The organism is Clostridium sp. UBA7339 (assembly GCF_002470865.1).
GTDB classification, from domain to species: Bacteria; Bacillota; Clostridia; order Clostridiales; family Clostridiaceae; genus Clostridium_J; species Clostridium_J sulfidigenes.
Genome location: NZ_DKPI01000014.1, coordinates 449,808 through 475,547, shown reverse-complemented (window position 1 = coordinate 475,547; position 25,740 = coordinate 449,808). Strand labels below are relative to the sequence as shown.

The 25,740-nt window shown below is 29.3% G+C and carries 22 protein-coding genes and 2 riboswitches; of the genes, 17 read left to right on the top strand and 5 right to left on the bottom strand.

The window, feature by feature from the left end; all coding sequences use genetic code 11:
* Positions 1-253: 253 nt before the first annotated feature.
* From B2S02_RS16510 to B2S02_RS16485, 6 genes are all read left to right on the top strand, one after another.
* Positions 254-1,981 carry an ABC transporter substrate-binding protein gene (locus tag B2S02_RS16510; RefSeq protein ID WP_346847535.1) on the top strand — a complete coding sequence of 576 codons (1,728 nt, stop codon included), beginning with the start codon at positions 254-256 and terminating at the stop codon, positions 1,979-1,981.
* A 77-nt stretch (positions 1,982-2,058) separates the two neighbouring features.
* Positions 2,059-3,042: an ABC transporter permease gene (locus B2S02_RS16505; RefSeq protein ID WP_346847534.1), complete on the top strand. Its 984-nt coding sequence runs from the start codon at positions 2,059-2,061 to the stop codon at positions 3,040-3,042.
* 14 nt (positions 3,043-3,056) lie between these two features.
* Entirely contained in the window at positions 3,057-3,974 is a 918-nt protein-coding gene (gene opp4C / locus B2S02_RS16500; RefSeq protein ID WP_150844738.1) for an oligopeptide ABC transporter permease, read from the top strand.
* Between the two features lie 9 nt (positions 3,975-3,983).
* Entirely contained in the window at positions 3,984-5,006 is a 1,023-nt protein-coding gene (locus tag B2S02_RS16495; protein WP_150844737.1) for an oligopeptide/dipeptide ABC transporter ATP-binding protein, read from the top strand.
* Positions 4,984-5,973, top strand: a complete 990-nt coding sequence (locus B2S02_RS16490) for a dipeptide ABC transporter ATP-binding protein (protein ID WP_346847533.1) — start codon at positions 4,984-4,986, stop codon at positions 5,971-5,973. Before B2S02_RS16495 ends, B2S02_RS16490 begins: the two co-directional genes overlap by 23 nt.
* 28 nt (positions 5,974-6,001) lie before the next feature.
* A complete protein-coding gene (locus tag B2S02_RS16485) occupies positions 6,002-6,193 on the top strand; it encodes a hypothetical protein (protein WP_035133786.1) in 192 nt (63 codons plus the stop codon).
* A 136-nt stretch (positions 6,194-6,329) separates the two neighbouring features.
* Here B2S02_RS16485 and B2S02_RS16480 read toward each other — a convergent pair whose 3' ends face one another.
* On the bottom strand, positions 6,330-7,103 hold the full coding sequence (locus B2S02_RS16480; RefSeq protein WP_346878234.1) for an ECF transporter S component: 774 nt from the start codon (positions 7,101-7,103) through the stop codon (positions 6,330-6,332).
* 204 nt (positions 7,104-7,307) lie between these two features.
* Here B2S02_RS16480 and B2S02_RS16475 point away from each other — a divergent pair, with 204 nt between their 5' ends.
* Positions 7,308-8,696: a PLP-dependent aminotransferase family protein gene (locus tag B2S02_RS16475; RefSeq protein ID WP_346847531.1), complete on the top strand. Its 1,389-nt coding sequence runs from the start codon at positions 7,308-7,310 to the stop codon at positions 8,694-8,696.
* 119 nt (positions 8,697-8,815) lie between these two features.
* Complete coding sequence (locus tag B2S02_RS16470; RefSeq protein WP_346876574.1) at positions 8,816-9,670, top strand: DegV family protein; 855 nt, start codon at positions 8,816-8,818, stop codon at positions 9,668-9,670.
* Between the two features lie 186 nt (positions 9,671-9,856).
* On the opposite strand, the gene B2S02_RS16465 is transcribed toward B2S02_RS16470, so the two are convergent.
* Positions 9,857-10,783, bottom strand: coding sequence for a hypothetical protein (locus B2S02_RS16465; RefSeq protein ID WP_346878235.1), 927 nt, complete (start codon positions 10,781-10,783; stop codon positions 9,857-9,859).
* Between the two features lie 197 nt (positions 10,784-10,980).
* Here B2S02_RS16465 and B2S02_RS16460 point away from each other — a divergent pair, with 197 nt between their 5' ends.
* The gene (locus tag B2S02_RS16460; protein WP_156964350.1) at positions 10,981-11,124 is read left to right on the top strand and encodes a hypothetical protein; all 144 of its coding nucleotides are present in this window, start codon (positions 10,981-10,983) and stop codon (positions 11,122-11,124) included.
* Between the two features lie 131 nt (positions 11,125-11,255).
* A riboswitch (THF riboswitch) is annotated at positions 11,256-11,351 on the top strand.
* Between the two features lie 57 nt (positions 11,352-11,408).
* Positions 11,409-11,975 carry a folate family ECF transporter S component gene (locus B2S02_RS16455; RefSeq protein WP_035133778.1) on the top strand — a complete coding sequence of 189 codons (567 nt, stop codon included), beginning with the start codon at positions 11,409-11,411 and terminating at the stop codon, positions 11,973-11,975.
* Between the two features lie 150 nt (positions 11,976-12,125).
* Here the strand turns inward: B2S02_RS16455 and B2S02_RS16450 are convergent, their stop codons facing one another.
* A complete protein-coding gene (locus B2S02_RS16450; protein WP_346879680.1) occupies positions 12,126-13,553 on the bottom strand; it encodes an alanine/glycine:cation symporter family protein in 1,428 nt (475 codons plus the stop codon).
* Between the two features lie 305 nt (positions 13,554-13,858).
* A complete protein-coding gene (locus B2S02_RS16445; protein ID WP_346878236.1) occupies positions 13,859-14,281 on the bottom strand; it encodes a hypothetical protein in 423 nt (140 codons plus the stop codon).
* 461 nt (positions 14,282-14,742) lie between these two features.
* Between B2S02_RS16445 and B2S02_RS16440 the strand changes: the two genes are divergently transcribed.
* The 7 genes from B2S02_RS16440 to B2S02_RS16410 all read left to right on the top strand — a co-directional run bounded on the left by B2S02_RS16440 (position 14,743) and on the right by B2S02_RS16410 (position 24,569).
* Positions 14,743-15,687: an ABC transporter ATP-binding protein gene (locus B2S02_RS16440; RefSeq protein WP_346847527.1), complete on the top strand. Its 945-nt coding sequence runs from the start codon at positions 14,743-14,745 to the stop codon at positions 15,685-15,687.
* A gap of 25 nt (positions 15,688-15,712) precedes the next feature.
* A complete protein-coding gene (locus B2S02_RS16435) occupies positions 15,713-17,380 on the top strand; it encodes an ABC transporter permease subunit (protein WP_346847526.1) in 1,668 nt (555 codons plus the stop codon).
* Between the two features lie 167 nt (positions 17,381-17,547).
* A riboswitch (cobalamin riboswitch) is annotated at positions 17,548-17,724 on the top strand.
* A 684-nt stretch (positions 17,725-18,408) separates the two neighbouring features.
* A complete protein-coding gene (locus B2S02_RS16430) occupies positions 18,409-19,464 on the top strand; it encodes an HD-GYP domain-containing protein (protein WP_346876571.1) in 1,056 nt (351 codons plus the stop codon).
* A gap of 14 nt (positions 19,465-19,478) precedes the next feature.
* Positions 19,479-20,777 (top strand): hypothetical protein, encoded by a 1,299-nt coding sequence (locus tag B2S02_RS16425; protein ID WP_346878237.1) that lies wholly within the window; start codon positions 19,479-19,481, stop codon positions 20,775-20,777.
* A 292-nt stretch (positions 20,778-21,069) separates the two neighbouring features.
* Positions 21,070-22,050, top strand: coding sequence for a cation transporter (locus tag B2S02_RS16420; RefSeq protein ID WP_346847523.1), 981 nt, complete (start codon positions 21,070-21,072; stop codon positions 22,048-22,050).
* A gap of 240 nt (positions 22,051-22,290) precedes the next feature.
* Complete coding sequence (locus tag B2S02_RS16415) at positions 22,291-22,998, top strand: ABC transporter ATP-binding protein (protein WP_346847522.1); 708 nt, start codon at positions 22,291-22,293, stop codon at positions 22,996-22,998.
* Positions 22,998-24,569, top strand: a complete 1,572-nt coding sequence (locus B2S02_RS16410) for a putative ABC exporter domain-containing protein (RefSeq protein ID WP_346847521.1) — start codon at positions 22,998-23,000, stop codon at positions 24,567-24,569. Before B2S02_RS16415 ends, B2S02_RS16410 begins: the two co-directional genes overlap by 1 nt.
* Positions 24,570-24,746: 177 nt before the next feature.
* Here the strand turns inward: B2S02_RS16410 and B2S02_RS16405 are convergent, their stop codons facing one another.
* Positions 24,747-25,730, bottom strand: a complete 984-nt coding sequence (locus B2S02_RS16405; protein WP_346847520.1) for a HAMP domain-containing sensor histidine kinase — start codon at positions 25,728-25,730, stop codon at positions 24,747-24,749.
* Positions 25,731-25,740 lie beyond the last annotated feature (10 nt).

The following is a 25,740-nucleotide window of genomic DNA, read 5'->3' as shown; positions in this document are numbered from 1 at the left end:
TACAAAAGTAAAAAATATATGTATTATTATGATAATGAATTTACAAAACTGTAATATATATATTTAAAAGCAATAAATATACAATATATGAAATTAAATACATGAAATAAAAATGCAATGATAAGCCTAATTAAAAGCTAAATTAAATCTAAAATTGTATTAACTATGGGGATAGGAATTTATACAAGTATATATTTTTAAAATATATCTTTGTATTTATTTATAACTTAATTATTTTAAGGGGGAATAGATTTTGAAGAAAAGAAAATTAATGGCCTTGATGTTGTCAAGTATTTTAGCTTTTTCATTAGTTGGATGTGGTGATAAAGAGAAAAAAGAAGACACATCAAAGGATACACCAAAAACTGAAGAAGCAGAGAAGAAAATTGGGGGTACTTTAGTTGCTGGAATAACAGAGGCATCTGGTAACTTTAACCCAGGATATTATTCATCTGCCTATGATGCTACTATAATTGACATGATATTTGATTCACTTATTACAATGGATGTTAATGGAGATTATCAACCATCAGCAGCTGAAAGTTGGGAATTTTCAGACGATGCCAAGGAAATAACCTTCAAATTGAAGAAGGATATGACTTTCTCTGATGGTGAAAAGGTAACAGCAGATGACGTTGTTTTCACTTATCAATTTTTATCAGACAAATCTTATACTGGTAGATATGGATCTGTTGTTAAGGATTTAGCTGGATATAACGAATATTCAAAGGGTAAGACTGAAGAGTTCAAAGGGGTAGTTGCATTAGATGAATATACAGTTAAATTTAGTTTTGCTGAGCCACTAAGAACAAATCTTGCTAACTGTAATATGGCAATCATGCCAGAACATTATTATGGTGCAAATTGGAAGGTTGGAGATACATCATCTATAGAAGCTATAACAACAAAACCAATTGGTTCAGGTCCTTATACTTTAGAAAAATTCCAGGAAAAAGAATTTGTATCTCTAAAGAGAAATCCAAACTATTATGGTGAAGGATATTTTATTGAAAATATAGTATGTAAATTTGTTGATCAAACTACTGATATAGTTGAATTGACATCTCAAGAGGTAGATTTACTTCCAGGAGTTATTGAGCCAGAGAAAATAAATGAAGCTAAGTCTAAGGATTTCATGACTTTCAATAGTTATGATAGAAGTGGATATGGTTACACTAAATTTAACTGTGAATCAGGTCCAACAGCAGATAAAAAAGTACGTCAAGCATTATATTATGGTTTTAACATTAAAGAATTTGTAAATAGCTATTATAAAGACGAAGCAACTGGAGATGTACTTGCATCAGTTCAATACCATCCATTCTCTCAAGTTTCTTGGGGTATTGATGATAAATTGGTTAGTGAAATGACTGAGTATGATTTTGATTTAGATAAAGCTAAGTCTTTATTAGATGAAGCAGGCTGGAAGGTTGGTTCAAGTGGATATCGTGAAAAGGATGGAAAGGTTATGGAGCTTAATGTAGCTGCCATGCCAGAACATGATATTTTAAATACTCTTATTCCAATGTGGCAAAGAGACTGGGGCGAAGGTTTAAAAATTAAACTTAATATAGCATATCTTGAGTTTAATACATTATTAGATTACGTTATCTATAACTCTGATGAAAACGTAGATAAATGGAGTATATACTTCATGGCAACTTCTATAACTACACCAGACCCACATAGTTTATATTCTGAAATCCACTCAGATTATATTGGTACTGGTAAAGATAATACAGCTAGATATAGTAATCCAGAAGTGGATAAATTGTTAGATGAAGCTAAGAGTATTGTAGATAAGGAAGAGGCAAAACCTTATTATAATAAAATAGCTAAAATCCTTAATGAGGATGCACCTATAGTTCCTGTATATGCAAATACTTATTTTGACATGTATAACAAGAAAATAAAAGGCCTAGAAACAAGCCCATTCTGTGATTGGGTAAAAGCATTAAAACATGCTTATATAGAAGAATAATTTTAAATTTCATATAGGCTATTGGCGCCCTGTATAAAATTGCAGGGCGTTATTAAAATAAGTTTAGGGGTGATGAAATGTTAAAGTTTTTAGGCAAAAGATTACTCAATTTAATCCCAGTTATGCTAATAATAACAATAATATTATTTATATTATTACAACTAATGCCTGGAGATCCAGTTAGTGCATATTTAGGACAAGGTTCTAAGACTACTCCAGAGCAGCAACAAATGATTAGAGAGCAATTAGGATTAGATAAAGGACCTGTTACACAATATTTTAATTGGTTGGGAAGAACTTTAAAAGGAGATTTTGGTTCTTCATTAAAATTTAGAAAACCTGTAAGTGATGTTATAGGAGATTACATTTGGAATACATTTATATTAAATATAGTATCTATGGTATTGGCCTTTGCAATTGCAATTCCAGTAGGAATAAAATCTGCAGTAAAGAAATATGGAGTATTTGATAATTTTTGGACTGTGTTTTCTTTAGTTGGAGTAGGAATGCCTTCATTTTTCTTTGCACTACTTATGATTTTCTTTATAGCAGTACCGAGTAATGGAGCAATACCACTTAATGGTATGAGAACTCCAGTAATGGCAGCTGTTGGTTATGATAGCTTCATGGCTGAAGTAATAGACGTAGCTAAACATATGATTTTACCAGTAATAATTTTAACTATTTTAAGTCTGGCTGGACTTATAAGATACGTTAGAAATAGTGTTATTGAAGTAATTAATCAAGATTATATTAGAACAGCACGTTCTAAAGGATTAAAAGAGAAGGTAGTTATTTATCGTCATGCCTTTAGAAATGCATTAATACCAATAGTAACTCTTGTAGGAATGTATATTCCATCTCTCTTTGGAGGAGCAATATTATTAGAAACAGTACTTCTTTGGCCAGGAATTGGAAATATACTATATACATCAGTTATGGGTAGAGATATTTGGGTTGTAATGGCAGCTAATACATTCTATGCAGTCCTAATGGTTTTAGGAAATCTGGTATCAGATATGTCCTATGCATTGGTAGATCCTAGAGTAAAAGTAGAATAGGAGGTTAGTTTATTATGTTAGAAGTAAAAAAGGCTAAGGCTGAAAAAAAGAAACAAGACCTTCAAGCTATGGGACCATGGAGGGTTGCATGGGAGCGATTTAGAAAGAATAAAATAGCTCTTGCAGGTGGTATAGTATTTGGGATTATAGTTTTACTAGTAATATTAGTTCCTATAATATCACCTTATAATTTAAATGAGTTTGAACTTGTTAATAAAGTTAAACCACCATCAGCAAAGCATTGGCTTGGAACTGATGAACAGGGTAGAGATGTACTTATGAGAGTATTTTATGGTGGAAGGATATCTATGTTTATTGGAGTTGTCACTGCAGGTATAACCGTACTCATTGGTGCTACTATAGGTGGAATTGCAGGATACTATGGTGGATGGGTAGATAACATTCTTATGCGTTTTACAGAAGTAGTTAGCTCACTTCCATTTATGCCATTAATGATATCCTTGTCCTTTGCATTGATGTGGAGGGTAAGTAGTACCCAGAAGATGTATGTGGTTATGTTTATTCTAGCCATAATATCTTGGCCAGGTCTTGCTAGAATGGTTAGGGGACAAATTTTATCTCTTAGAGAACAAGATTTTATAGTAGCTACAAAGGCATTAGGTATATCTAATAGATCTAAGATAGTAAGACATCTTTTACCTAATACCCTTGCATATATCATAGTTAATGCTACTCTTGGAATGGCAGGTGCAATTTTAACAGAGGCAGGACTTTCTTTCCTAGGATTAGGAGTAATTCCACCAACACCAACTTGGGGAAATATGATTGAAAGAGCTAGAGACTCATTTATATTTACGAATAATCCATGGCTTTGGATACCGCCTGGAATTTTAATCATATTAACCGTTGTTAGTATAAATCTTCTTGGTGAGGGCTTAAGAGATGCCTTTGATCCAAAAGAGATAAGGTAGGTGTGATATATGGAAAATTTATTAGAAGTAAGAGATTTAAAAACATATTTTTATACAGATAATGGTATTGTAAAAGCTGTAGATGGAGTTTCCTTTGATGTAGAACCAGGAAAAACTCTTGGTATAGTTGGAGAATCTGGTTGTGGTAAAAGTATAACATCAATGTCTATTTTAAAGCTTATAGATAAACCAGGTAAGATTGTAGATGGGACTATTAAATTTGATAGTAAAGATATAGTACCCATGGAGGATAAGGATATAAGAAAAGTTAGGGGAAATGATATATCTATGATATTCCAGGAGCCTATGACTTCTTTAAATCCTGTATTTAGAATAGAAGATCAGATAATGGAAGCAGTAATGCTTCACCAAGGGTTAGATAAAAAGGAAGCAAGGAAAATTGCTATTGATATGCTCGCCTTTGTTGGAATACCAAGGCCAGAGCAAGTGGCAAGAGATTATCCACATCAATTAAGTGGTGGAATGCGTCAAAGAGTTATGATAGCTATGGCTCTTGCATGTAGGCCCAAATTACTAATTGCTGATGAGCCTACTACTGCTCTTGATGTAACAATACAAGCTCAGATACTAACACTAATGAATGATTTAAAGGAAAAAACCAATACAGCTATAATGCTAATTACCCATGATTTAGGAGTAATAGCTCAAATGGCAGATCATGTAATTGTTATGTATTCTGGAAAAGTAGTTGAATCAGCTCCAATTAAAGAACTTTTTGATAATCCAAAGCATCCTTATACTAAGGGACTTTTAGCATCAATACCAAGTCTAGATCAAGATAAGGAAAGACTATACTCTATAGATGGAGTAGTACCAAATCCATTTCACCTTCCTGAGGGATGTTATTTTGAACCAAGATGTGAATTTGCAAAGGCTGAATGTAAATGCAAGATGCCTGCTATAACTAATATTTCAGATGAACATCAGGTAAGATGCTTCCTATATAATGAAGCAATAGATGAGAAACATCATAAAGAGGAGGGAATCCATGATGGAAAAGGAAAGAAATAAGATTATTGAAATAAGAAATCTTAAAAAATATTTCCCGGTTAAGGGTAAATCTGCCACTGGAGAGAAACTCTGTGTAAAAGCTGTGGACAATGTTTCCTTTGAAATATATGAAGGGGAAACTTTAGGGTTAGTTGGAGAATCAGGATGTGGAAAATCTACATTAGGTAGAACATTAATAAAGCTCTATGAACCAACTGGAGGAGAAATTCTATATAGAGATCAAAATATTGTAAAATATAATGAAAAAAAGATGAAACCTTTAAGACAGGATATGCAAATTATATTTCAAGATCCATATAGTTCTTTAAATCCAAGACTGAATGTACATTCAATTGTTAGTGAAGCTTTAGTAGAGCATAAGCTATATAAGAAAGGTGAAGAACTTAATAAAAGAGTATTAGAAATAGTTGAACAGTGTGGACTTTCTCCATACCATATATATAGATATCCTCACCAGTTTTCTGGTGGACAAAGACAACGTATAGGAATAGCAAGAGCCTTAGCATTACAACCCAAATTTGTAGTATGTGATGAACCAGTATCAGCTCTTGACGTTTCTATTCAATCACAGATACTTAATCTTATGATGGATTTACAAGAAAAAATGGGATTGGCATATTTATTTATATCCCATGACCTAAGTGTAGTAAAGCATATTAGCGATAGAGTTGGGGTAATGTATCTAGGTTCTATAGTAGAGTTAGCAGATAAGGAAGATTTATATAATAATCCAATACATCCATACACAAGAGCGTTACTAGCAGCTATACCTGTAGCAAATCCAGAGTATAAAAGTGATATGAGTATAATAAAAGGTGAAATTCCAAGTAATGTTAACCTACCTAAGGGTTGTAAATTTAATACTAGATGCCCTTTTGCTAAGGAGATATGTAAGGAACAGGTACCAGAAACTAGAGAAATAGAAAAGGGACACTTCTGTGCTTGTCATTTTGCAGGAGAGATATAGTAAAGGACATAAAAGGAGATGATATGCTATGAAGATGAAAGAGGCATATAAAGTAGTATTTAAGAAAAGAGAAGTAAATCCCGAGATGATTGGTAAAGTAGAGCTAGAGAAAAATGATTTACTAGCCCTAGTTTTAGCAACAGCATCGGTGATTGTCCCAGTTTTATTGATTGTATTTGCAGTAATTGCACTTATAATATTTATCATGTTTTATAGGTAGTATGAATAATCCCCATCTACTCTATAATATAGTCAAGGCTTAGTATAGGCCTTGACTTTTTTTGTTATTTATATAACAAAAAAGAACCCTGATAATCAAATACCAGAGTCCATATGTGAAATTATTGGTTAGCAAATTACAAATTAACTTTTTTATTTGATAGTGATTTAGATAATGGAACATATAGGGCAACAGCTACAAAGATTGAGAAGGATCCATTTATAAGTGTTGCAGGTAAACTCACAGCAGAACTTAATATTGCCGGTAGGAATCCACTTCCAACAAGAAGTAATTTAAATACTCCAAATAAAAACTCACCAACTAAATTAAAGGCTATACCAGCTACAGCACCTAATACTGCATATTGAATTTCAATAGATAATTTTTTTGCAAAAGTACATACCAAAGCTAAGCCTAACCCAAGAATAAGAGAAAAAATATATAATACTGGATTAATTACTAGTTTTTTCTCGATACCTGTTACTACAATTTCATTGCCTAAAGAAGTAGCAGTAAAGAATAGCACTATACCAATTAGGATTAAAATTCCAGAAGCAATGCTTATCCACTTTATAGGTGACTTTGCATTTTTATTTTCCCCTCTTGCAGCAACACATCCTACAATTGCTCCAATACCAAATTTCAAAATCACAGTTTTAGGAACGCTTGATGCATAACCATTCATTAAGTCAAATAAGCCCATACCTATAGAGCCAGAAAGACCACCAATGGTACCAGTGAACAATAATGCTGATAATATAACAAACATATTTCCCATATGCAAGAATGGATTTCCTACAGGAGAGGGAATAGGTATCTTAAAAAATAATGCCACGTAGCATAAAGCAGCAAAAAGTCCAATTAGAACCATGGTACGAGTAGAAATTTTAGAGTGTGTTTTAGTTTCCATTAATATACCTCCATACTATTGATTTAAATTATTATAAATAAGTTGCATAATAACAAATTTAGAAAATAAGTAATGTGAAGTTATTATCTTCTTTTAGAATTAATTGAATATTTTGGTGTCTTTATATATAATATACATTGGGTTTGTCATTGTTGAAATACACAAAATACATAATTTTAATAGGGACAGTTGGAGGAGAAGTTTATGAATGAAGTTAAAAGAGATATAATTAATCCAAAGGATTCACCAAATACACCATTATATATTCAGCTATATAATCATTATAGAAACCTGATTTCCTCAGGAACTCTAAAGGCTGAAAGTAAGCTTCCGTCTATACGTAGATGTGCAAAAGAGCGAATGATAAGTCGGACAACGGTTGAAGCTGCTTATTTGCAGTTAGTAGCTGAAGGGTATGTTACATCTCGGCCTGGAAGTGGCTTTTTTGTAAGTGAATTAAATTATAAAGATATCCAAAGGGTAGAAAAATTACAACATAATAAATACATAATACAAAGCCAACCATTATATGACTTTGCTACCTATGCAGTAGATTATAAGAGTTTTGATTTCGATTTGTGGAGTAGATACATAAAAAGTGCACTTCGTAATGAAGAAAGGCTTTTATCCTATGGTGATCCACAAGGAGAATATGATTTAAGAGTAGCGTTATCCAAGTACGTAGCTGATAGAAGGGGAGTGATTTGTACTCCGGAGCAGATAGTAGTTGGAGCAGGTGTGCAAAGTTTATTACAAATATTGTGTTCATTAACAGGAGTTAGATCGCCTATATCTTTTACAGGAGCTAGTTTTGAACAGGGACAGGCTGTATTTGAAGATAGAGGGTTTAAAATTTTAACCTATAAGAATATTAATAGAGATTTATCTAAATTTAAGGAGGATAAAATTAAAATGATTTATACATCACCTTCTCATATAACGCCTTGGGGTGATGTAATGCCAATACAAATTAGATTAGCATTATTAGCCTTTGCACAAAGAGAAGATTGTTTAATAATTGAAGATGATTATGATAGTGAGTTCAGATATTATACTCGTCCAGTACCGTCTTTACAAGGGTTAGATGGAGGAGATAAGGTAGTATATATGGGAACGTTTTCACGATTATTAATGCCGTCCTTAAGAATTAGTTTTATGGTACTATCTAAAGAATTAACAGAAGTATATGAAAGAAGAGGGCGAGTATACAATCAAACAGCATCAAAAACTGAACAAATTGCTTTAAGTAAATTTATTAGTGATGGTCATCTTGGAAGACAAATTAGGAAAGCTAGAAAGTTGTATATGGCTAAAAGTCAACAACTCTGTATAGCAATAAATAATGTATTTGAAGAGAAAGCAACAGCTATACCAGGTTCAGGGGGATTTTTAGTACAACTAGAAGTAAAAAGTAGCTTATCTTCAAAAGAACTAGCAAAACGAGGTGCAGATGTAGGTGTCTTACTACGTACCTTTGAAGCAGAAGAAGAGAATGATTATCCTAGATTATTGCTATCTTGCTCGGGAGTTGCTGAAGAAAATTTTCAAGACGCTTTAAGACTATTAAAAAAAGAATTCTTCAAGAAAAAATAGCCATAAATTACATGATAATTATGCTCATAATTTTTTTGAGTTTTTGTTGTATTGAGAAGTAATAGATGATATAATCCGAATACACTTTTATTATTAAAGTGTATTCAGGAGGGTATATCATGAAAAATAATATAACAATAGTATGTGATAGTTCTGTAGATTTAACTGCAGAATTTATGAGAGAGAGAAGTATAGAATTTCTATCACTGTTAGTTGATTTAAATGGACATGTATATAAGGATAAGGTAGATTTATCAAATAAAGAATTTTATGAAGCTATAAAGCATAAAGAAACTACAGTTAAAACTTCACAAGTTACTCCTTATGAGTTTCAAGAATTTTTTAAGAAAGAATTAGAATGTGGGAATAAGGTTATTTGTCTTACTTGTTCTGGCAAATTATCTGGTACAAATAGCTCAGCCAATATAGCAAAGATGCATTTAGAAGAGGGGAGTGAAAATATTTTTGTTGTAGATACACTTGTAGCATCTGGGGGCTTTGGATATTTAGTTACTGTAGCAGCAGACATGAGAGATAAAGGATATACGGTAGATAAAATTTTAGATGAAATAAATGACTTAGTAGGAAGATTAGAAACTTTAATTGTAATGGAAACTGTAGACATGTTAAAACGGGGAGGAAGAATATCTACAGGAAAAGCTATTGTAAGTCATGTTCTTGGAATTAAGCCAATTATAACAGTGAAAGATGGGGCTCTTGAACCTTGTGGAAAGGCAAGAGGTATAAATAAGGCTTTAAAACATGCAATAGATATAATGAAAACTAGAGAGATAGATCCTCAATATGATATAGTTGTTTCTCATGCAAATGATTTAGAAGCTGCAAATCAAACAGTTAAGTTAATAGAAGCTGAACTAGGCATAAATAAAATACTTATCAATGAAATTGGTACAGCAGTTGGTACACATTCAGGGGCAGGTGCAATAGCTATATTTTATATAAAGAATAAATAACAAAAAAATCTCATGGGTATAAACTCATGAGATTTTATTTTAGTGAAGTTTATACAATTAGTGCCTATAGCGTGAAATACTATTATATTTATCATAAGGCATGATAATTTTTAAGGACTAAAAGTCTAAGAAATTTAATAATGCCATCAAAACATTAAGAACTCTACTTATAGTAATATGACGCTTTTACATGCAAATACTTAATGGAATGATTTCGAGAGCAGGCCCATTTATATTAGTTATAAATTCCCCAGGAATTAAAAACCCATTATTGTTTAAGAAGTGAAAATATGGAATGAAAGAATTGAGAAGTTTTGTATAGTAGGAATCTAAGCCTGTTTTTCTAAGCATTCCAATGCTTTCAGAAGGAGTGTAAGCCACCTTGGATACTTTACCAAGTATACAACAATCACAAGAGGCATCATCATATATATAAGAATGTTTCGATGTATATGTGGAATTTATAGGTAAAACACAGTTAATTCCTAAGCAGTTAATTATTATATCAAAAGTAGCTCCTTTATTTAATTCTTTCTGTATGGTTTTTAGTAATTCACATATCATTGTATAGGTTAATGGGCCGATATGTTTAGTATCAAATAGATTATCCAAATGTGAAGTTCCATAATTGTTTAATATAAATATGCAGTTATCTATGCAGTTAGAAATAGTATTAACTTCTAAACATCCTGTTAAATCTACGTAATCTCCAGAATAAATATTATTAATTGAAGGGCTTGAATTATTAATATATTTTATAACCCCCAAGGTATTCATTTTATTTCTTAAATTATTGTAATAGCTAAAAGAAGCATATACTCTTTTTAGAGTTACATCATTTCTATCAAAATTTCTGCCCTCTAAATATCTAAAAATATCACCATAATTGTAACAGCTATTGCCTATGACTGTATTATCATCCTTATCACCTTTGGTGTTTTTATAGTCATTGGAGCATTGGCTTTTATTATTATGTTGATATCTTCCTGTAACAGTGTTATCGCTAATTTGCTTGATGGTTATACTTTCAAAATATCCATCAATTAGTATTGAGGATAGATTTTGAATTTCATCTTGATTTAGATATACTGGTGTATATAATTCAGTTGGCATTTTATATCTATCCTATTATTGATATATAGTTAATATATTATAAATTCATATTAATGTGAATATTAGAGAGGAAAATGTATGTTAAATAAATTGCATTAGAATTATCGATGGAACTTAGATTAATTATAGAAAATGTTAATTAAAGTACACATATTTCTTATACAAATGCTAATACTATCTGAACAGGAGGTGATATTATGCAATCATTCAATGAATATAAATTTGCAAATGTAACAGATGAAGAAAGAAGAAGGTTAACTGATCTTGAACAAAGTATGTCAAAGGATGAAAATAGTAAAATAGTTTTAATAGCCTATGAGAACAAAAGTGCCGAGAGTTAATCTCGGCTTTATTTAGGTTCAGTAATTAAATCTATATTTATATATTTGTGTGGATAATATTTGTATATTTGTATATATAATTTAAAAAAATATGTGAAAAAGAATTTAAGTATGATATACTATGATTATGAGGCAGATTAGAAGTTCGTGCGTTAAGTGCTGGGTGAACAGGGAATTGTCACCAGACGAAAAGGAAACTTGCGGTACTTACTTCGATTCCCACTGCTACATATTAATAGGAATTCTCCTTTTTTATGTAGCTATTATAAAAAGGAGGTTTTTTTATGATTTTTTCAGAAAAAAAAGATGACATGCTGAGTTTATTAAAGGAGTCCTCAGCACATTTAAAAAAGACTTCATCATTAACTGGACTAGCGTTAATTGCAGCCATTAACATTATTCTTGGATCATTATCTATTCAATTAAGCCCTATTCTTAAGATTGGATTTTCCTTTATTGCAGTAGGAATAAGTGCTTTGTTTTATGGACCTGTTGCCACTGGATTTGTAGGAGTAGTTACAGATGTAATTAAGTATATGATACGCCCTAATGGTCCGTTTTTCATTGGATTTACTTTCAATGAATTCCTAGGTGGTTTTATAACAGGTTTAATATTATATAAAAAGCCTGTAAGTATAAAGCGAATTTTTATTACTAGATTAGTAATAATGATTGTAATAAACCTAGTACTTACACCAATATGGTTATCCATTATGTATGGAAAAGGAATATTTGTAGCTTACTCAGTACGTATAGTTAAAAGTCTTATTCTGTTACCTATAGAAACTATAGTTTTATATAGTGTATTAAAAACAGCTGAAAAGACAAGAAGAGTTCCAAGTTTTAAATAACATATAGAAATGTACCTTGATATTCTTTTAAATTCCCTTAAAAGAATATCAAGGTTTTAATTTTTTATAATTAAAGTACATATTAATTGTTAGATTTAAACCAAAAGACCCAATTAACTATTAAACAGTTAATTGAGTCTTAAATTTATATTAACCTATTTCTTCGTCAGCTATATCATTGTTATCATTCCAAGCCTCAGTATTTTTAAGCCCTGGAATTGTTGATGACTTAAAAATAGGGTCTTTGCCAGCTTTTTTCTGACGAGAGTAGTCATCAAGAGCAGCAAATGCATATTTTCCAAGGAATAATATAGCTATTAGATTTATAACTGCCATGAAAGCCATGAATAAATCTGCTAGATTCCATACCAAGTCTATAGAAGCTTGGGAACCAATAAATACAGTAAGAACGACAAAGGATCTAAATATATTAAGTATCCCTTTATTATTACTTATGAACTCAATGTTAGTTTGTCCGTAGTAATAGTTACCTACTATAGAGCTAAAAGCAAACAAGAAAGTACATATAGCCAAGAAATAAGTTCCAATAACGACTCCAATTTGTGAACTAAGTGCACTTTGAGTAAGTTCAATACCCGTTAAAGTAGTGCCTGAATAATTACCGGAAATTAACACAATGAAGGCTGTACATGAACAGATTACTATTGTATCAGTAAAAACACCTAGGGTTTGAGTAAGGCCTTGCTTTACAGGGTGAGAAACTGTTGCTGTAGCTGCTGCATTAGGTGCGCTACCCATACCGGCTTCATTAGAGAACAGTCCTCTTTTAATACCTTGCATTATTGTGAATCCAATGCCACCAGCTGCAAATTGTTTTATACCAAAAGCGTGTTCAAATATTAATACAAATATACTAGGAATAGTTTTGAAGTTAAGGACTATAACTATAATTGCAACTAAAATATAAGCAGTTGCAAAGATTGGAACTATAACCTCTGAAACCTTGGCAATTCTCTTAACCCCACCAAAGATTACTAGGGCTGTTAAAACTGATAAAAGTATACCCATTATTACAGGATTAATACCAAAGGCATTTGTAAAGGCTAAAGTTGTTGTATTAGATTGAGCTGCATTAAATACTAGTCCAAAGCATAAAGTAGTTAAGATGGCAAAAATTGTACCAAGCCAGCGCTTACCTAGCCCTCTTTCAATGTAGTAGGCAGGTCCCCCTAAAAAGTTTCCATCCTTGTCTTTAGTTTTATAAATTTGAGCAAGGGTACTTTCTACAAAGCTTGAAGCACCTCCAATTAAAGCAATAAGCCACATCCAAAATACTGCACCAGGACCACCAGCTGCCACAGCCATGGCAACACCTGCAATATTACCAGTACCAACTCTAGAAGCTGTACTTATACAAAAGGCTTGGAAGGATGAAACTCCATCTTTATTATCTTGATCATTAGGCATTAAAAGTCTAAACATTTCTTTGAAAAATCTAAATTGAACAAACTTTGTTCTAAATGAGAAGTAGATTCCTACTCCAATAAGTAAAACAATAAGTACGTAAGACCACATAAAGGTGTTAACAGTGTTAACCTTGTCAGTTAAAAAATTCATAAAATTAATTAATACATCTTTTGTAGAAATTAAAAAATCCATAACTCATCTCCTTATCTAATTTTTTTATTTAATTATAAAAGTTTATGAAAAATTACAATAATTCTTAAAATACAAGAATTATAGGAAATAAAATTCCCGAATAATTTATCGTATTATTTATATATTATATGGAACTACAAAGAAAATCAATAATATTTGTTGAAAATTAAATTTAATTAAAGATAAATGTAAAAAAGTTAAATGTTAAGAAAAAACTACCAGTAAATAATTCATACTGATAGTCTGTAGAATTGTATTAGGTTTTAGCTTTTCATTTTAAACTCATAGAAACATCGCTTACAAGTAACAGTAATTTTCCCTTTACCTCTAGGTAATCTAAGCTTTTGTCCACACTTTGGACATTTAACTATTTTATAATTTTTCTTTTCATTAAACCATCTTTTGAAATTACTAAAAATAGGAGCACAATCACCAAAATGGAACACAGGTAGGTTGCTAGGAATTGCTTTATTAAATTTACTTAAAAATCTGTTGGCATACATACAAAATTTTCTATGTTCTTGCTCACGTTTTTCAACATTTCTTGAGAAAACTCTGTATAATGCATAAAATAAAATAACTCCCGCTAAAAGACGAGTAATAGAAAATAAATTTAATATAGATGATACTAGAATAAGAAATAATGAAAATAAGTCAATTCCATAGGATTCGTTGAAAAAATTCATTTGATCACCTCTTAATATATTATAACTAATTGTTATTGAAACATTAAAATATCAAAATATGTTTTAAATATATAATTTCTACATATCTCTTGTACTATATTATAGTACAAGAGGACAACTTATTTAAAGTGATTTATGAGGAAAGAATTTTAATATTTTATGAAATAGGATTTTTAAAAGGTTAAATATTTATTATATCTATGATATAGATTTGAAGATTAGTCAATTAAAGTATGGAACTTGGTTAAAATATCATGGCTGAAAGAGTAAAGCTTTTAAAATAATTATTTGGATGTTATTTATAAATGTTACTTATATCAGAATTTAATTCTTAAGAAATTATTACTTTTGATAGAAAAATTAAAGTGATTATTACATCTTTCTTACAATTAGAGGAAACTTATTTTCAAAGTATTAAAGGTATTGTATGCTAACATCATCAAAGATTATGAGGTGAGGAAATGTCTAAAGTTCTAGAATTAAAAAATGTTACTAAAATTATGGGTAATCGTAAAATAGTTGACAATGTCAGTTTTGAAATAAACTCAGGAGAAATATTTGGATTTTTAGGACCAAATGGTGCAGGTAAAACTACTACTATTAAGATGATTACAGGACTTTTAAAAATTGATGAAGGAGATATTTTAATTAGCAATAATGATGTAAAGAAAAATTTTGAAAAAGCTCTTTCTCAAGTAGGGGGGATTATTGAAAATCCAGAGATGTATGGATATCTTACAGGACGTACAAATTTAGAGATATATGGCAGAATGCATGGTAATATTTCTAAAGAACGTATTAATGAAGTTATAAAATTAGTGAAACTTGAAAATCGTATTAATGATAAAGTGAAAAAATATTCTCTTGGAATGCGTCAAAGACTTGGTGTTGCTCAAGCATTATTACACAATCCTAAGCTTTTAATTTTAGATGAACCTACTAATGGATTAGACCCAATGGGAATTAAAGAGTTACGTGATACCCTAAGACATTTGGCAGAAAAAGAGGGACTAGCAGTTTTAGTGTCAAGTCACTTACTTAGTGAAATGGAGCTTATGTGTGATCGAGTTGGAATAATAGATAATGGAAAAATTATAGATATTAAAACATTAAAAGATATTAAAAAGCAAAATATCGAAAGCTTGATAACCTATGAATTAGAAGTAAGTAATTATAGTTTAGCGAGGAAAATTATAGAGAATGATTATAGTAAAATATCTGAAGAGATTACTGTAGACTTCAAAGAAAATAAAATATTAATTTCTTGTTCTCGTGATGAAATTGCCAATGTTAATAAAGCTTTAATTATGGAGAATATATTAGTTTACACTATTAAGCCTATTAATAACACTCTTGAAGATGAATTTATGAAGGTAACAACAGGATCAAAAATGCAAATAGTGTAATATAGTAGAAAAGGAGCAGAGTTTAATGAGTAAAGTATGTGGACTAATAAAAAATGAATTGATAAAACAATATAAAAAAACTAGTGTTAAAGTAATAGTGATTTTAATACTTTTAGCTAGCATAATGTTACCAGTAGCTTTAAAATTTTTACAGAATAGAGATGAGTCAAAGTGGTATATAAATAGCTATAATCAAGACATTCAATGGCAACAAACAGAAATAACTAATATTGATTCAAGTAAGAAAAATAAAGACATTCAGAAGAAAATTTTTGAAGAAAACATTAAAAAATCACAAACGCTAATAGATAGTAATGTTTCTTGGGATGATTGGAGAAATGAAGTAGCTGGAGAGGCTTCTAATAAATCAAAAGAGGCTATTATTCTATCAGGAATTTCAGAAGGGTTAGCAGGTGAAGAATTATTTTTTAATATACATGAATTTGATGTAAATATGTTTAATGAATATTTAGGAATGAGCAAGGATGAACTTCAAAAGATAATAACTTCTAAAAATAAAGAAAGTAAGGAATTATATGATTCTGTTATAAAAAATGATTACTTAGTTTACTTAGATAAGAATATTAAATCTTCTAAGGAGGAAATTAAAAATTTAAAGTCAACTATTAAAACATCAGAAGATGAAGTGAAGAAAAATCCTAATAATAAAAATTTTGTTACATCTCTAGAGAATTCTAAAATTCAGCTTGATGCTTTGGAGAAAAGACTTAAGGCAACCGAATATAGATATAATAATAAAATTCCTTATGACAATAAGAATTGGAAAAACAACACTATTAGGGATATTTCCTATAAGATTGATGAAAATGGTGAAAGACTGCTTAGTGAAACTGAATTTACACAATACAATAGCGAGAAAATAGCAAAAGGATATACTTATGAGGAGTACAAAAAAGACTATGAAAAGAAAACAAAGTCTATAGAACAGGCTATAGTTCTTGATTGGTATAGTCTTGAAAATAATATACCACAAGTTAAATTTGATAATGATATTAGAAATTCTGTAGATAGAACTTATTTAATGTATGTTAGTGTTGCCATTATACTATGCATAATAATTGGAGGAGGTATAGTTTCTTCAGAGTATTCTACAGGGACTGTTAGATTGCTTATGATTAGACCAGTATCTAGATGGAAAATTTTATTTTCTAAATTAGTATCAGTATTTATAATTGGGTATGGGGTACTGTTAACTACAGTTATATTAAATATTATATCAAGTGGAATTGTAAATGGTTTTGGAGGACTTGCTACAAAAGTAATTTCTTTCAGTGGAGAAAGTATAGTTCAGCAAAGCTTTGTAATTTCAATTATACCTAAGCTTTTATTCTCAAGCATTAGCTTAATATTTATAATAGCTTTAGTATTTGCAATATCAACTATTATAAAAAATACAGCTTTAGCAGTTGGTCTTACTACTGTAGCATATTTAGGTAGCTCAGTTGCTACAATGATTATGGCAAGCTTAGGTATGAGATGGGTAGGTAAAACTATATTACCCTATATGAATTTATCAACTTTCATTACAAATTCCCAATATGTTGAAATGTTTAAAAGTGAATATAGTATAGTTTTAAGTTCAACTATGGGGGCAATTCAATTGATTGTGTTTGCTACAATATTAATTATAGCTTCATTCTTAGTGTTCCAAAAGCGAGATGTAATGAATTAATTTATATAATGAAATTATAAGTGAAAATATTTCTATATTTATTTAAAAAAGTGGGGTTGACAATATTAATCTAGTTAAGTAGAATAATAATTGTAAGGGGAATGGAAAGTTAATTTTATAAAATAACTACAACTTACATTTTAAACTTATTAGATTAAAAATAAATTTAATATATAGAGTCCGATAGGTGTACTAAGTACTTAATAGGGAATTTGGTGAAAATCCAAAGCTATCCCAGTAACTGTAAGTGAGGACGACTTAGCAAAAGCCACTAATTTGTTTTGGGAAGGTGCTAAGAAGTATGATTCACAAGCCAGGAGACCTGCCATGGGATTATGAAATTTGATACTTTCTGAGGAAGAGTTAAAAGATTTATCCAGTGATGGTTTAGGTAAAATATAGTATTTATGTTTATAGGTTTAAACTATAAATTAAATTGCAAAAGCTTTCACTTATTTAAATTTAGTATATTCCAAGATAGGTATCAATGATATCTATCTTTTTTTATTGTATTTATATGGCTAGGAGAATCTACAAGGAAGTGGATTGTAGAATATATAAGCTATTTTACAGTTTAAATAAACTATGAAGCTACAAAGGCGTGGCTTTCTCCTATATAAAATATACAAATAAAGTAACTATATTTTAATTGTTACTTTAGTTATTAACTTAAAGTTTTCAACCCAAAACTTTAGTCAATATAAATGTAAATTTTCTACTTATGTCCCTCTTAGTGGTTTGGATAAAACCAACTAATTTCACACAGGGATGTAACCACTATAATTTGTAGTGGTTACATCCTATAACCCTATAATTGGATAAATATATGATTAAATATAAAAGAAATTAAGACTATATCGAAAATTTATGATATAGTCTTAATTTTTTCTACCAACATTGGTTTATCAAGTTATTTTCATAATATACAGTATATGTATAAATAATCAAATTAAAGTATCATATAATTTATAGATATGATATGATAAAGTAATAAAATACAGATAATTATGTTTATGGAGAGGGATTATATGAAATTAACATTGCTTAAGGATTTGCAGGGAAATGAAATACTTGCTAAGGACATTATTACAGGCTCGGGTAAGACTTTGTTAAAAAAAGGTATTATAATTACTGATCAAGTAAAAAATAGTATTGAACAGCAAGGGATTTTTTTTCTGTATGTACAAGACGATGACTTAAAAGACATAAAAGATGATAGTAAACTTATAAATTTAAAAAAGAATATACTTCAAACCATACCTAATATGTTTAGTGACTTAATAAATTATGATAATAAATCTTTAAGTAAATCTCTAACTATGGTTGATGATTTAGTTGAATATATACAGAGTGAAAACTACATAAATCTAAATTTATATGAAGTAAAATTATATGATGATTATACATACATACACTCTGTGGATACTAGTATTATGGCAATTTTTCTAGGAGTAAATATGAATTTTTCGAAATCAAGATTACGTGATTTAGCCATATCATCTCTATTTCATGATATAGGAAAAACGAAAATATCTAGTAGAATCATAAATAAACCAGATAAATTAACTGAAGATGAGTTCAAGCAAATTAAGATGCACCCATTATACGGTAGAGATATACTACTTGGTAATCCTATAATAAATGAAGAGATAATAGGTGGAGTAATAGAACATCATGAAAAGTATAATGGTACAGGTTATCCTTATGGATTAAAAGATAATGAAATATCACAATTTGCAAAAATCATTTCTATATGTGATGTGTTTACGGCCATAACATCAGATAGATGCTATAGAAAAAAATTTGACCCTAGAGAAGCTTATGAATTAATTTTAGCAGAGACATATACAAGTTTTGATCCTGAAATAATTAAGTTGTTTAAAGATACATTTGCAGTTTATCCATTAGGATGTCCTGTATATCTATCAAATAATTTATTTGGGTATGTGGTAAGTCAAAATAATGGGTTCCCAGATAGACCAGTAGTAAGAATTGTGAAAGATGAATATAATAATAAAATTAGTCCTTATGAGATTGATTTAAAGAATATTATAAATTTAACAATCATAAGCACTATAGTGTAGTATTTGTAAAGTAAATGGTATCTAAGGAGATGATTATCATAAATAGTGATGTAGGTGAAAGCTATATAGGAAATATTAAGGTTTTAAAAAATTTATATAAAGAAATATGGTGGAGTATGCCTACATGTGTAGATATTCCCTTAGAAGCTAATGGATATATTAAGAAGAAGAAAAATGAGAAAAAGTTTGAGAAATTTATTGATGAATTTATTAAAATTATTGAAAGGTTTCCTTTGGAAGAAGAGAATAGAGAATTATGGAAGAAAAATAGTAACTCTTATCTTGAAAATATGATATTGGGAGAAGAATTATTTAAGCTAGGAACCATAGATAAAAAAATGAAGGATCAGTTTTTTACAAACACTAAGGTATTTATAAATCAGTGTAAGATCTTTGATAAAGAAATGAATTATGAAGATATTGGTCAAGCTATGAGAAATGTGTGGATTGTTAGTCTTCTTCAAAAGATGAAGGATATGGATATATCATTTACCATGGCTACTTTTGGATATAGCATGCTATATCCATATACTGACAATTATTTAGATAATTTAGATATATCAATAGAAGAAAAGAAAGAATTTAATAACAGGTTTTATAAAAGACTATGTGGTGAAGAGATAGAGGGGAGAAATTCTCATGAAAAGCAAGTGTTTAAGTTAGTTGAATATATAGAATCTGTTTTTAATAGAAATGATTATCCAAAAGTTTTTCAAGGTCTATTATTAATTCATGAAGGGCAAGTAAAAAGCCTAATTCAGCAAGAAGGTATAAGTAACCCCTATGAAAGGGATATGCTAGATATATCTATTGAAAAGGGCGGAGCATCTGTTATTGTGGATGGTTATCTTATAAATGGAAGCTTAAACAAAGAAGAGGAGATTTTTACCTATGGGTATGGATTTCTGCTTCAATTATGCGATGATTTGCAAGATGTAAGGATAGATTATGAGAATAAACATATGACTATAATGTCTCAACTAGCAGGAAAATATCATCTAGATAATATTGTTAATAAACTTATTAATCTAACTATCCATGTATTAGATGATGCAACGTGTTTTAAAGGGGAAAATATTGAAGATTTGAAAAAATTAATAAAAGATAATTGTATTTTAATGATAATCTTTGCTATTGTTATGAACAAAAATTATTTTTCAAAGGAGTATGTAAAAGAAATTTCTAAATACTTGCCTTTTACTATATCATATATTGAAAATATTAAGGGGAATTTACGAAGAAAGTTTGAAAATATTAAAAAATCTTATCATGGCATTTCATTAGAAGATATAATTTACTACTTAATTCAATAAAGGATTTATAAAAGGTTAAATTTAATTTATTTTAATTTAATTACGTAATTTATAAAATTTTTTAGTTGATATAACATTTAAAAAATGGTATGATTAAAACGTTGTACAGGTTATAATATAATAATTTATATATTAAGGGAGTAGTTAGCAGGAAGTATTAAATGACTTCATGGGATTAGGTCAACATACTGGATATTTAATATTCTGGTTTAATCTTAAAAGACGAGACTTATATTCTGATATTAGAATATAAGTCTCTTTTATTTTGTTAAAATACATAGGAGGAATGAAAATGATATACGCTTTATATGGAATTTTTGCTGCATTTGTAATTGGTTTTTCAATTAAATTGTCTTATTATGTAGACGAGCTTGATAAAAAAACAAATTTATCAGGAGCTTTTATTGGAGGTGTTATGTTAGCAGCAGTAACTTCACTTCCAGAGTTATTTACAAGTATTTCATCTACTATATTTTTGAATGAGGTACAATTGGTTTCAGGTAATATTCTTGGTAGTAATGTGTTTAACTTAACTATTTTAGCAGTATTAGTTTTAGTAGGAGTTAAGAGATTCAAAAGCTCTGTAGTAACATCAAGCCATAGGAATACACTGAAACTTTTAATGGTGATTTATGTAATAGTGTTTGTTGCTAATTATATTGGAAGAGAATTTTCATTTTTTAGTGTAAGCATATTCTCTATAGCAATTATGCTATTATATATCTTTGGTGTTAAGGCTATGTCAGGGGATGAATCTCCAGAAGATAGTGGAGAAAGTAATTGCAATCTTACAGTAAAGCAAATATATGTGAGGTTTACACTATTAAGTATAGGATTAATTGTGTTTAGTATAGGTATTACTATAGTAACAGATATGATTGCAAAGGAGTTAAACCTAGGGGTTACCTTGGCGGGGGCATTGTTCCTTGGAGTTGCAACTTCTCTTCCAGAATTAACATCTTCTATATCTTTAGCTAAAAAAGGTAATTTTAATGCTATGATAGGAAACATTGTAGGAAGTAATTTATTTAATTTTTGCATATTGTTTTTAGCTGATATACTATATATAAAAGGATCTATTTATCAACCATCGAACCAAGGATACTTATTAATAATATTTGGATTTATATGTACTGTAGTTGCTTATGGTATGTTAAAGATAAAAAAAGAACAAGCAAAGGAGATACATAAGGTATCAAGTTCGTTACCTTATGTATTAGCGAGTATGGCAATAGTGGCTAGTTATGTAACATATTTAACAATGTCAATATAAAATAATAGGTTTTAGAAGCTCTGCTTTTAAAACCTATTATTTTATTACTGAAATTTTCAACAAAGCCACTTTATTAGTTGTATTAGAATGAATTGTTAACATTTTATCATCTATACTTGTAATTACAATGGTTATTGTATAAAATGTTAATATTAGTAATTAAACTCAAGTGCAAATGTGGGTAACTATATTTAGTAAAAAATCTAGTATTAAGTTAAACTTTAAGGGATGGTGATTTCGGTGTTAGTTATAAATAATGTCACGAAGAAATATGGAAAATTTGTTGCTAATGATAATATAAGTTTTCAAGTGGGCGATGGAGAGATAGCAGTACTTTTAGGGCCTAATGGTGCTGGAAAATCTACTATTATTAAATGTATATGCGGACTATTAAGATTTCAAGGAAATATATCCATAGAAGGTTTTGATAATAAATCCATAGAAGCTAAAAGAATAATTGGATATATACCAGAAGTACCTGTACTATATGATATGTTAACAGTGGAAGAGCATTTAGAATTTATTGCACGAGGTTATAATCTTACTGACTGGAGAGAATATGCTGAAAAACTGTTAAGGATATTTGAACTAGATGACAAAAAACAAAAGTTTGGGAAAGAACTTTCTAAAGGAATGCAGCAGAAGGTAAGTATTTGTTGTGCATTACTTCCAAAACCTAAGGTTATAATTTTTGATGAACCTTTAGTAGGTCTTGATCCCCATGGAATTAAAGCATTGAAAGAATTAATAATGGAATTAAAAAATCAAGGTGCAGCAATGATAATAAGTACTCATATGATTGATAGTGTGAAAGAGTTCTGGGATGTAGCACATATCATGATGAATGGAAAGATTGCGGCAACAAGGGTAAAAAAAGATGCTGAAAAATCTAATGAAGGATTAGAAGAATTATTCTTTCATATCACTGAAGGAAAGGGTGATCAGTAGTGAAAGGAATAATTTATCTATGGAGAACAACCTTAAAAAATCGAATAAAGGATTTAAAGAATCATCCTGGTAAATTAATAGGATATATAATTTTGATAGCTTTAATGGTTTTTGTTTTTATAACCTCAGCTAAAACTTCTAATAATGTTGATGTAAATAACTTAAGTCCAATTGCGGAGCTAGGAGCAATAATATATGCACTATTTATGTTTTTATTTACAACTCAAATTATCCAAGGATTATCATCAGGAGCTACATTTTTTAAAATGTCTGATGTAAACTTACTCTTTGTTTCTCCCATATCATCTAAAAAAGTACTTATATATGGACTTATAAGACAGTTAGGTACATCTTTATTTATATCCATCTTTATACTATTTCAAGCTGGTGTACTTAAACAGAGGTATGGAGTAAATCCGCTAGGTGTAATAGTAATATTCCTAGGATATTTTATGTTAGTTTTCATAAGTAGTATCATATCTATGGCTATTTATTCAATTACTAGCGGAGATGACGGTAAAAAGAAAGCAGTAAAGATTTTAATTTATCTCCTAGTATTACCTTTAATAATTTCTATTCTATTTAATATAAAAGAAGGTGGAAGAGGTATAGGAGCTATAGTTAATGGGATAAATGTAAGTTATCTAGAATTTATTCCTTTTGTAGGGTGGATAAAAGGAGTAATTTATGGTATTTTGATAGGCGAAACCTCTAATGCGTTAATGTATATTTTAGCAACACTTATAGGCGTAGTATTAACTATAGTTATTCTTATGAAAAGTAAAAATGAATATTATGAAGACGTACTTCAAGCTACAGAAACTATGCATAAACGTGTGGAAGATGCAAAAGAAGGCCGAATAGTAGAAGTTAAAGATACTAAGAAGATAAAATTAAAAAATGTTGGAATAAATAAAGGAAGAGGAGCTTCTGTATTCTTTTTTAAGCATATGTTAGAAAATAGGAGAGCAGGAAAATTCTTTTTAGACAATACTACTTTAATTCAAATAGTAGTTGTGGTCATATTTACATTAACAATGAAGGACATAGGAAGTATAATGGCTACCTTTGCTATGGCCACATATATTCAATTATTTATGACTTTTGCAGGGCGCTGGGTTAGAGAACTAAAAATGCATTACGTATATTTAATTCCTGAAAGTCCACTTAAAAAACTTCTATATATAGTTTCTGAAAACTTAATAAAGTGTTTTGTAGATGGAATTATACTATTTGTTATTGCGGGAATCATATTAGGTTCTTCACCTATAGAAATATTAGTATGTATAATATCAAGATTGGGATTTGGAATGTTATTTATAGCAGGAGATGTATTGTCTCAAAAAATATTCAAACAAGTTACAGGGAAAGGCTTATTAATGTTTTTAACAATACTTGCATTGATAATAATTGCACTACCAGGAATTATAGGTTCTGTAATTGTAGCAATTATCTTTGATATAGGAACAATTTCAATAATAATTACATTTGCATGGAATATGTTCATATCTTTTATAATTATATGGCTATGTAAGAATATATTAAATAACATAGAACAGAATTTAGTATAGTAATAGATATATTACTTATTTATTTTAATATGATTTTAATAGAAATAAAATAGTCTTAAATAGCTAATTATATTAGTTATTTAAGACTATTTTAAAATAAAAAATACTTTAGTAGAAAAAAAGTATTTTAATTATAATTAATAGTATTTTATTGAGAAAATTTAAAGGCAAAGAGTTTTATTGATATATATCAGAAAACTCAATTTGAATTCGTTCTATTTTGTTATTGTAGGATCTAATTGAAGGAGGCGCTGAATCTTTTGAATGGTCAGATTTTACTATTTTATTAGGGAAATATAAAGTGAACTTACTACCTTCACCAACCTTGCTTTCTAAAGTTATATCTCCATCATGTAGAACCATAAGAGATTTTACAAGGGATAAGCCTATGCCGGTACCTTCAGAATTATTCGTACTAGATTTATCAATTTGTACAAATCTATCAAATATTTTTCTTTTCATAGAATCATCTATACCAATACCTGTATCTTTAATGGAAATAATAGTATTATTATCATCTTCAGAGATATCAATAAAAATTGTTCCGCCTGGATTAGTAAACTTTACTGCATTAGATAAGAGATTTAAAATAATTCTTTCTAATTTATCCTCATCTATAGCAGTAATTTTTTCTTCCATAGCAGTATCAAAAATAATGTTTATTTCTTTAGATTTAATGAAATCTACAACTGAGTCTACGATATTTTCTACAGAATAAACTATATTAATATTTTCAAGATTAACTTTAAAAGTAGAAGCTTCAATTTTAGTTAAATCAAGAAGATTATTAATAAGTCGTATAAGTCTAAAAGAATTTTGTTTTATACAGTTAGTATATTTCTCTGCATTGCTTAAGTCTAGATTTGGATTTTTTAATTGCTGAGACAGAAGTTGATCGGCACTATATATAACATTGATAGGGGTTTTAAGTTCATGAGATACATCTGCAAAGAAGTTTGTACGCTCTTTCTCATGAGACATAAGTTTATTGTTAGTTTTTTTCAAATCAGACATAGTATCAAGTAATTTTTTATTACTTAAATAACTCTCTTTCATATGTCTAAATTTAATTATAGAAAAGCAAAATCCTAATATTAAATACAAACCTATATCAAATAAATTTTTCCATGCAGTGCTACTATAATTTAAAATATTCATCATATTAAATATA

What these genes read in the sequence shown, in the direction of transcription:
- B2S02_RS16465 (WP_346878235.1), bottom strand. Translation starts at nt 10,783, where the DNA reads ATGCCAACTGAATTATATACACCAGTATATCTAAATCAAGATGAAATT.
- B2S02_RS16440 (WP_346847527.1), top strand. Translation starts at nt 14,743, where the DNA reads ATGTCTAAAGTTCTAGAATTAAAAAATGTTACTAAAATTATGGGTAAT.
- B2S02_RS16450 (WP_346879680.1), bottom strand. Translation starts at nt 13,553, where the DNA reads ATGAATTTTTTAACTGACAAGGTTAACACTGTTAACACCTTTATGTGG.
- opp4C (WP_150844738.1), top strand. Translation starts at nt 3,057, where the DNA reads ATGTTAGAAGTAAAAAAGGCTAAGGCTGAAAAAAAGAAACAAGACCTT.
- B2S02_RS16435 (WP_346847526.1), top strand. Translation starts at nt 15,713, where the DNA reads ATGAGTAAAGTATGTGGACTAATAAAAAATGAATTGATAAAACAATAT.
- B2S02_RS16430 (WP_346876571.1), top strand. Translation starts at nt 18,409, where the DNA reads ATGAAATTAACATTGCTTAAGGATTTGCAGGGAAATGAAATACTTGCT.
- B2S02_RS16470 (WP_346876574.1), top strand. Translation starts at nt 8,816, where the DNA reads ATGAAAAATAATATAACAATAGTATGTGATAGTTCTGTAGATTTAACT.
- B2S02_RS16485 (WP_035133786.1), top strand. Translation starts at nt 6,002, where the DNA reads ATGAAGATGAAAGAGGCATATAAAGTAGTATTTAAGAAAAGAGAAGTA.
- B2S02_RS16480 (WP_346878234.1), bottom strand. Translation starts at nt 7,103, where the DNA reads ATGGAAACTAAAACACACTCTAAAATTTCTACTCGTACCATGGTTCTA.
- B2S02_RS16505 (WP_346847534.1), top strand. Translation starts at nt 2,059, where the DNA reads ATGTTAAAGTTTTTAGGCAAAAGATTACTCAATTTAATCCCAGTTATG.
- B2S02_RS16425 (WP_346878237.1), top strand. Translation starts at nt 19,479, where the DNA reads ATGGTATCTAAGGAGATGATTATCATAAATAGTGATGTAGGTGAAAGC.
- B2S02_RS16460 (WP_156964350.1), top strand. Translation starts at nt 10,981, where the DNA reads ATGCAATCATTCAATGAATATAAATTTGCAAATGTAACAGATGAAGAA.
- B2S02_RS16495 (WP_150844737.1), top strand. Translation starts at nt 3,984, where the DNA reads ATGGAAAATTTATTAGAAGTAAGAGATTTAAAAACATATTTTTATACA.
- B2S02_RS16405 (WP_346847520.1), bottom strand. Translation starts at nt 25,730, where the DNA reads ATGATGAATATTTTAAATTATAGTAGCACTGCATGGAAAAATTTATTT.
- B2S02_RS16455 (WP_035133778.1), top strand. Translation starts at nt 11,409, where the DNA reads ATGATTTTTTCAGAAAAAAAAGATGACATGCTGAGTTTATTAAAGGAG.
- B2S02_RS16490 (WP_346847533.1), top strand. Translation starts at nt 4,984, where the DNA reads ATGATGGAAAAGGAAAGAAATAAGATTATTGAAATAAGAAATCTTAAA.
- B2S02_RS16445 (WP_346878236.1), bottom strand. Translation starts at nt 14,281, where the DNA reads ATGAATTTTTTCAACGAATCCTATGGAATTGACTTATTTTCATTATTT.
- B2S02_RS16420 (WP_346847523.1), top strand. Translation starts at nt 21,070, where the DNA reads ATGATATACGCTTTATATGGAATTTTTGCTGCATTTGTAATTGGTTTT.
- B2S02_RS16475 (WP_346847531.1), top strand. Translation starts at nt 7,308, where the DNA reads ATGAATGAAGTTAAAAGAGATATAATTAATCCAAAGGATTCACCAAAT.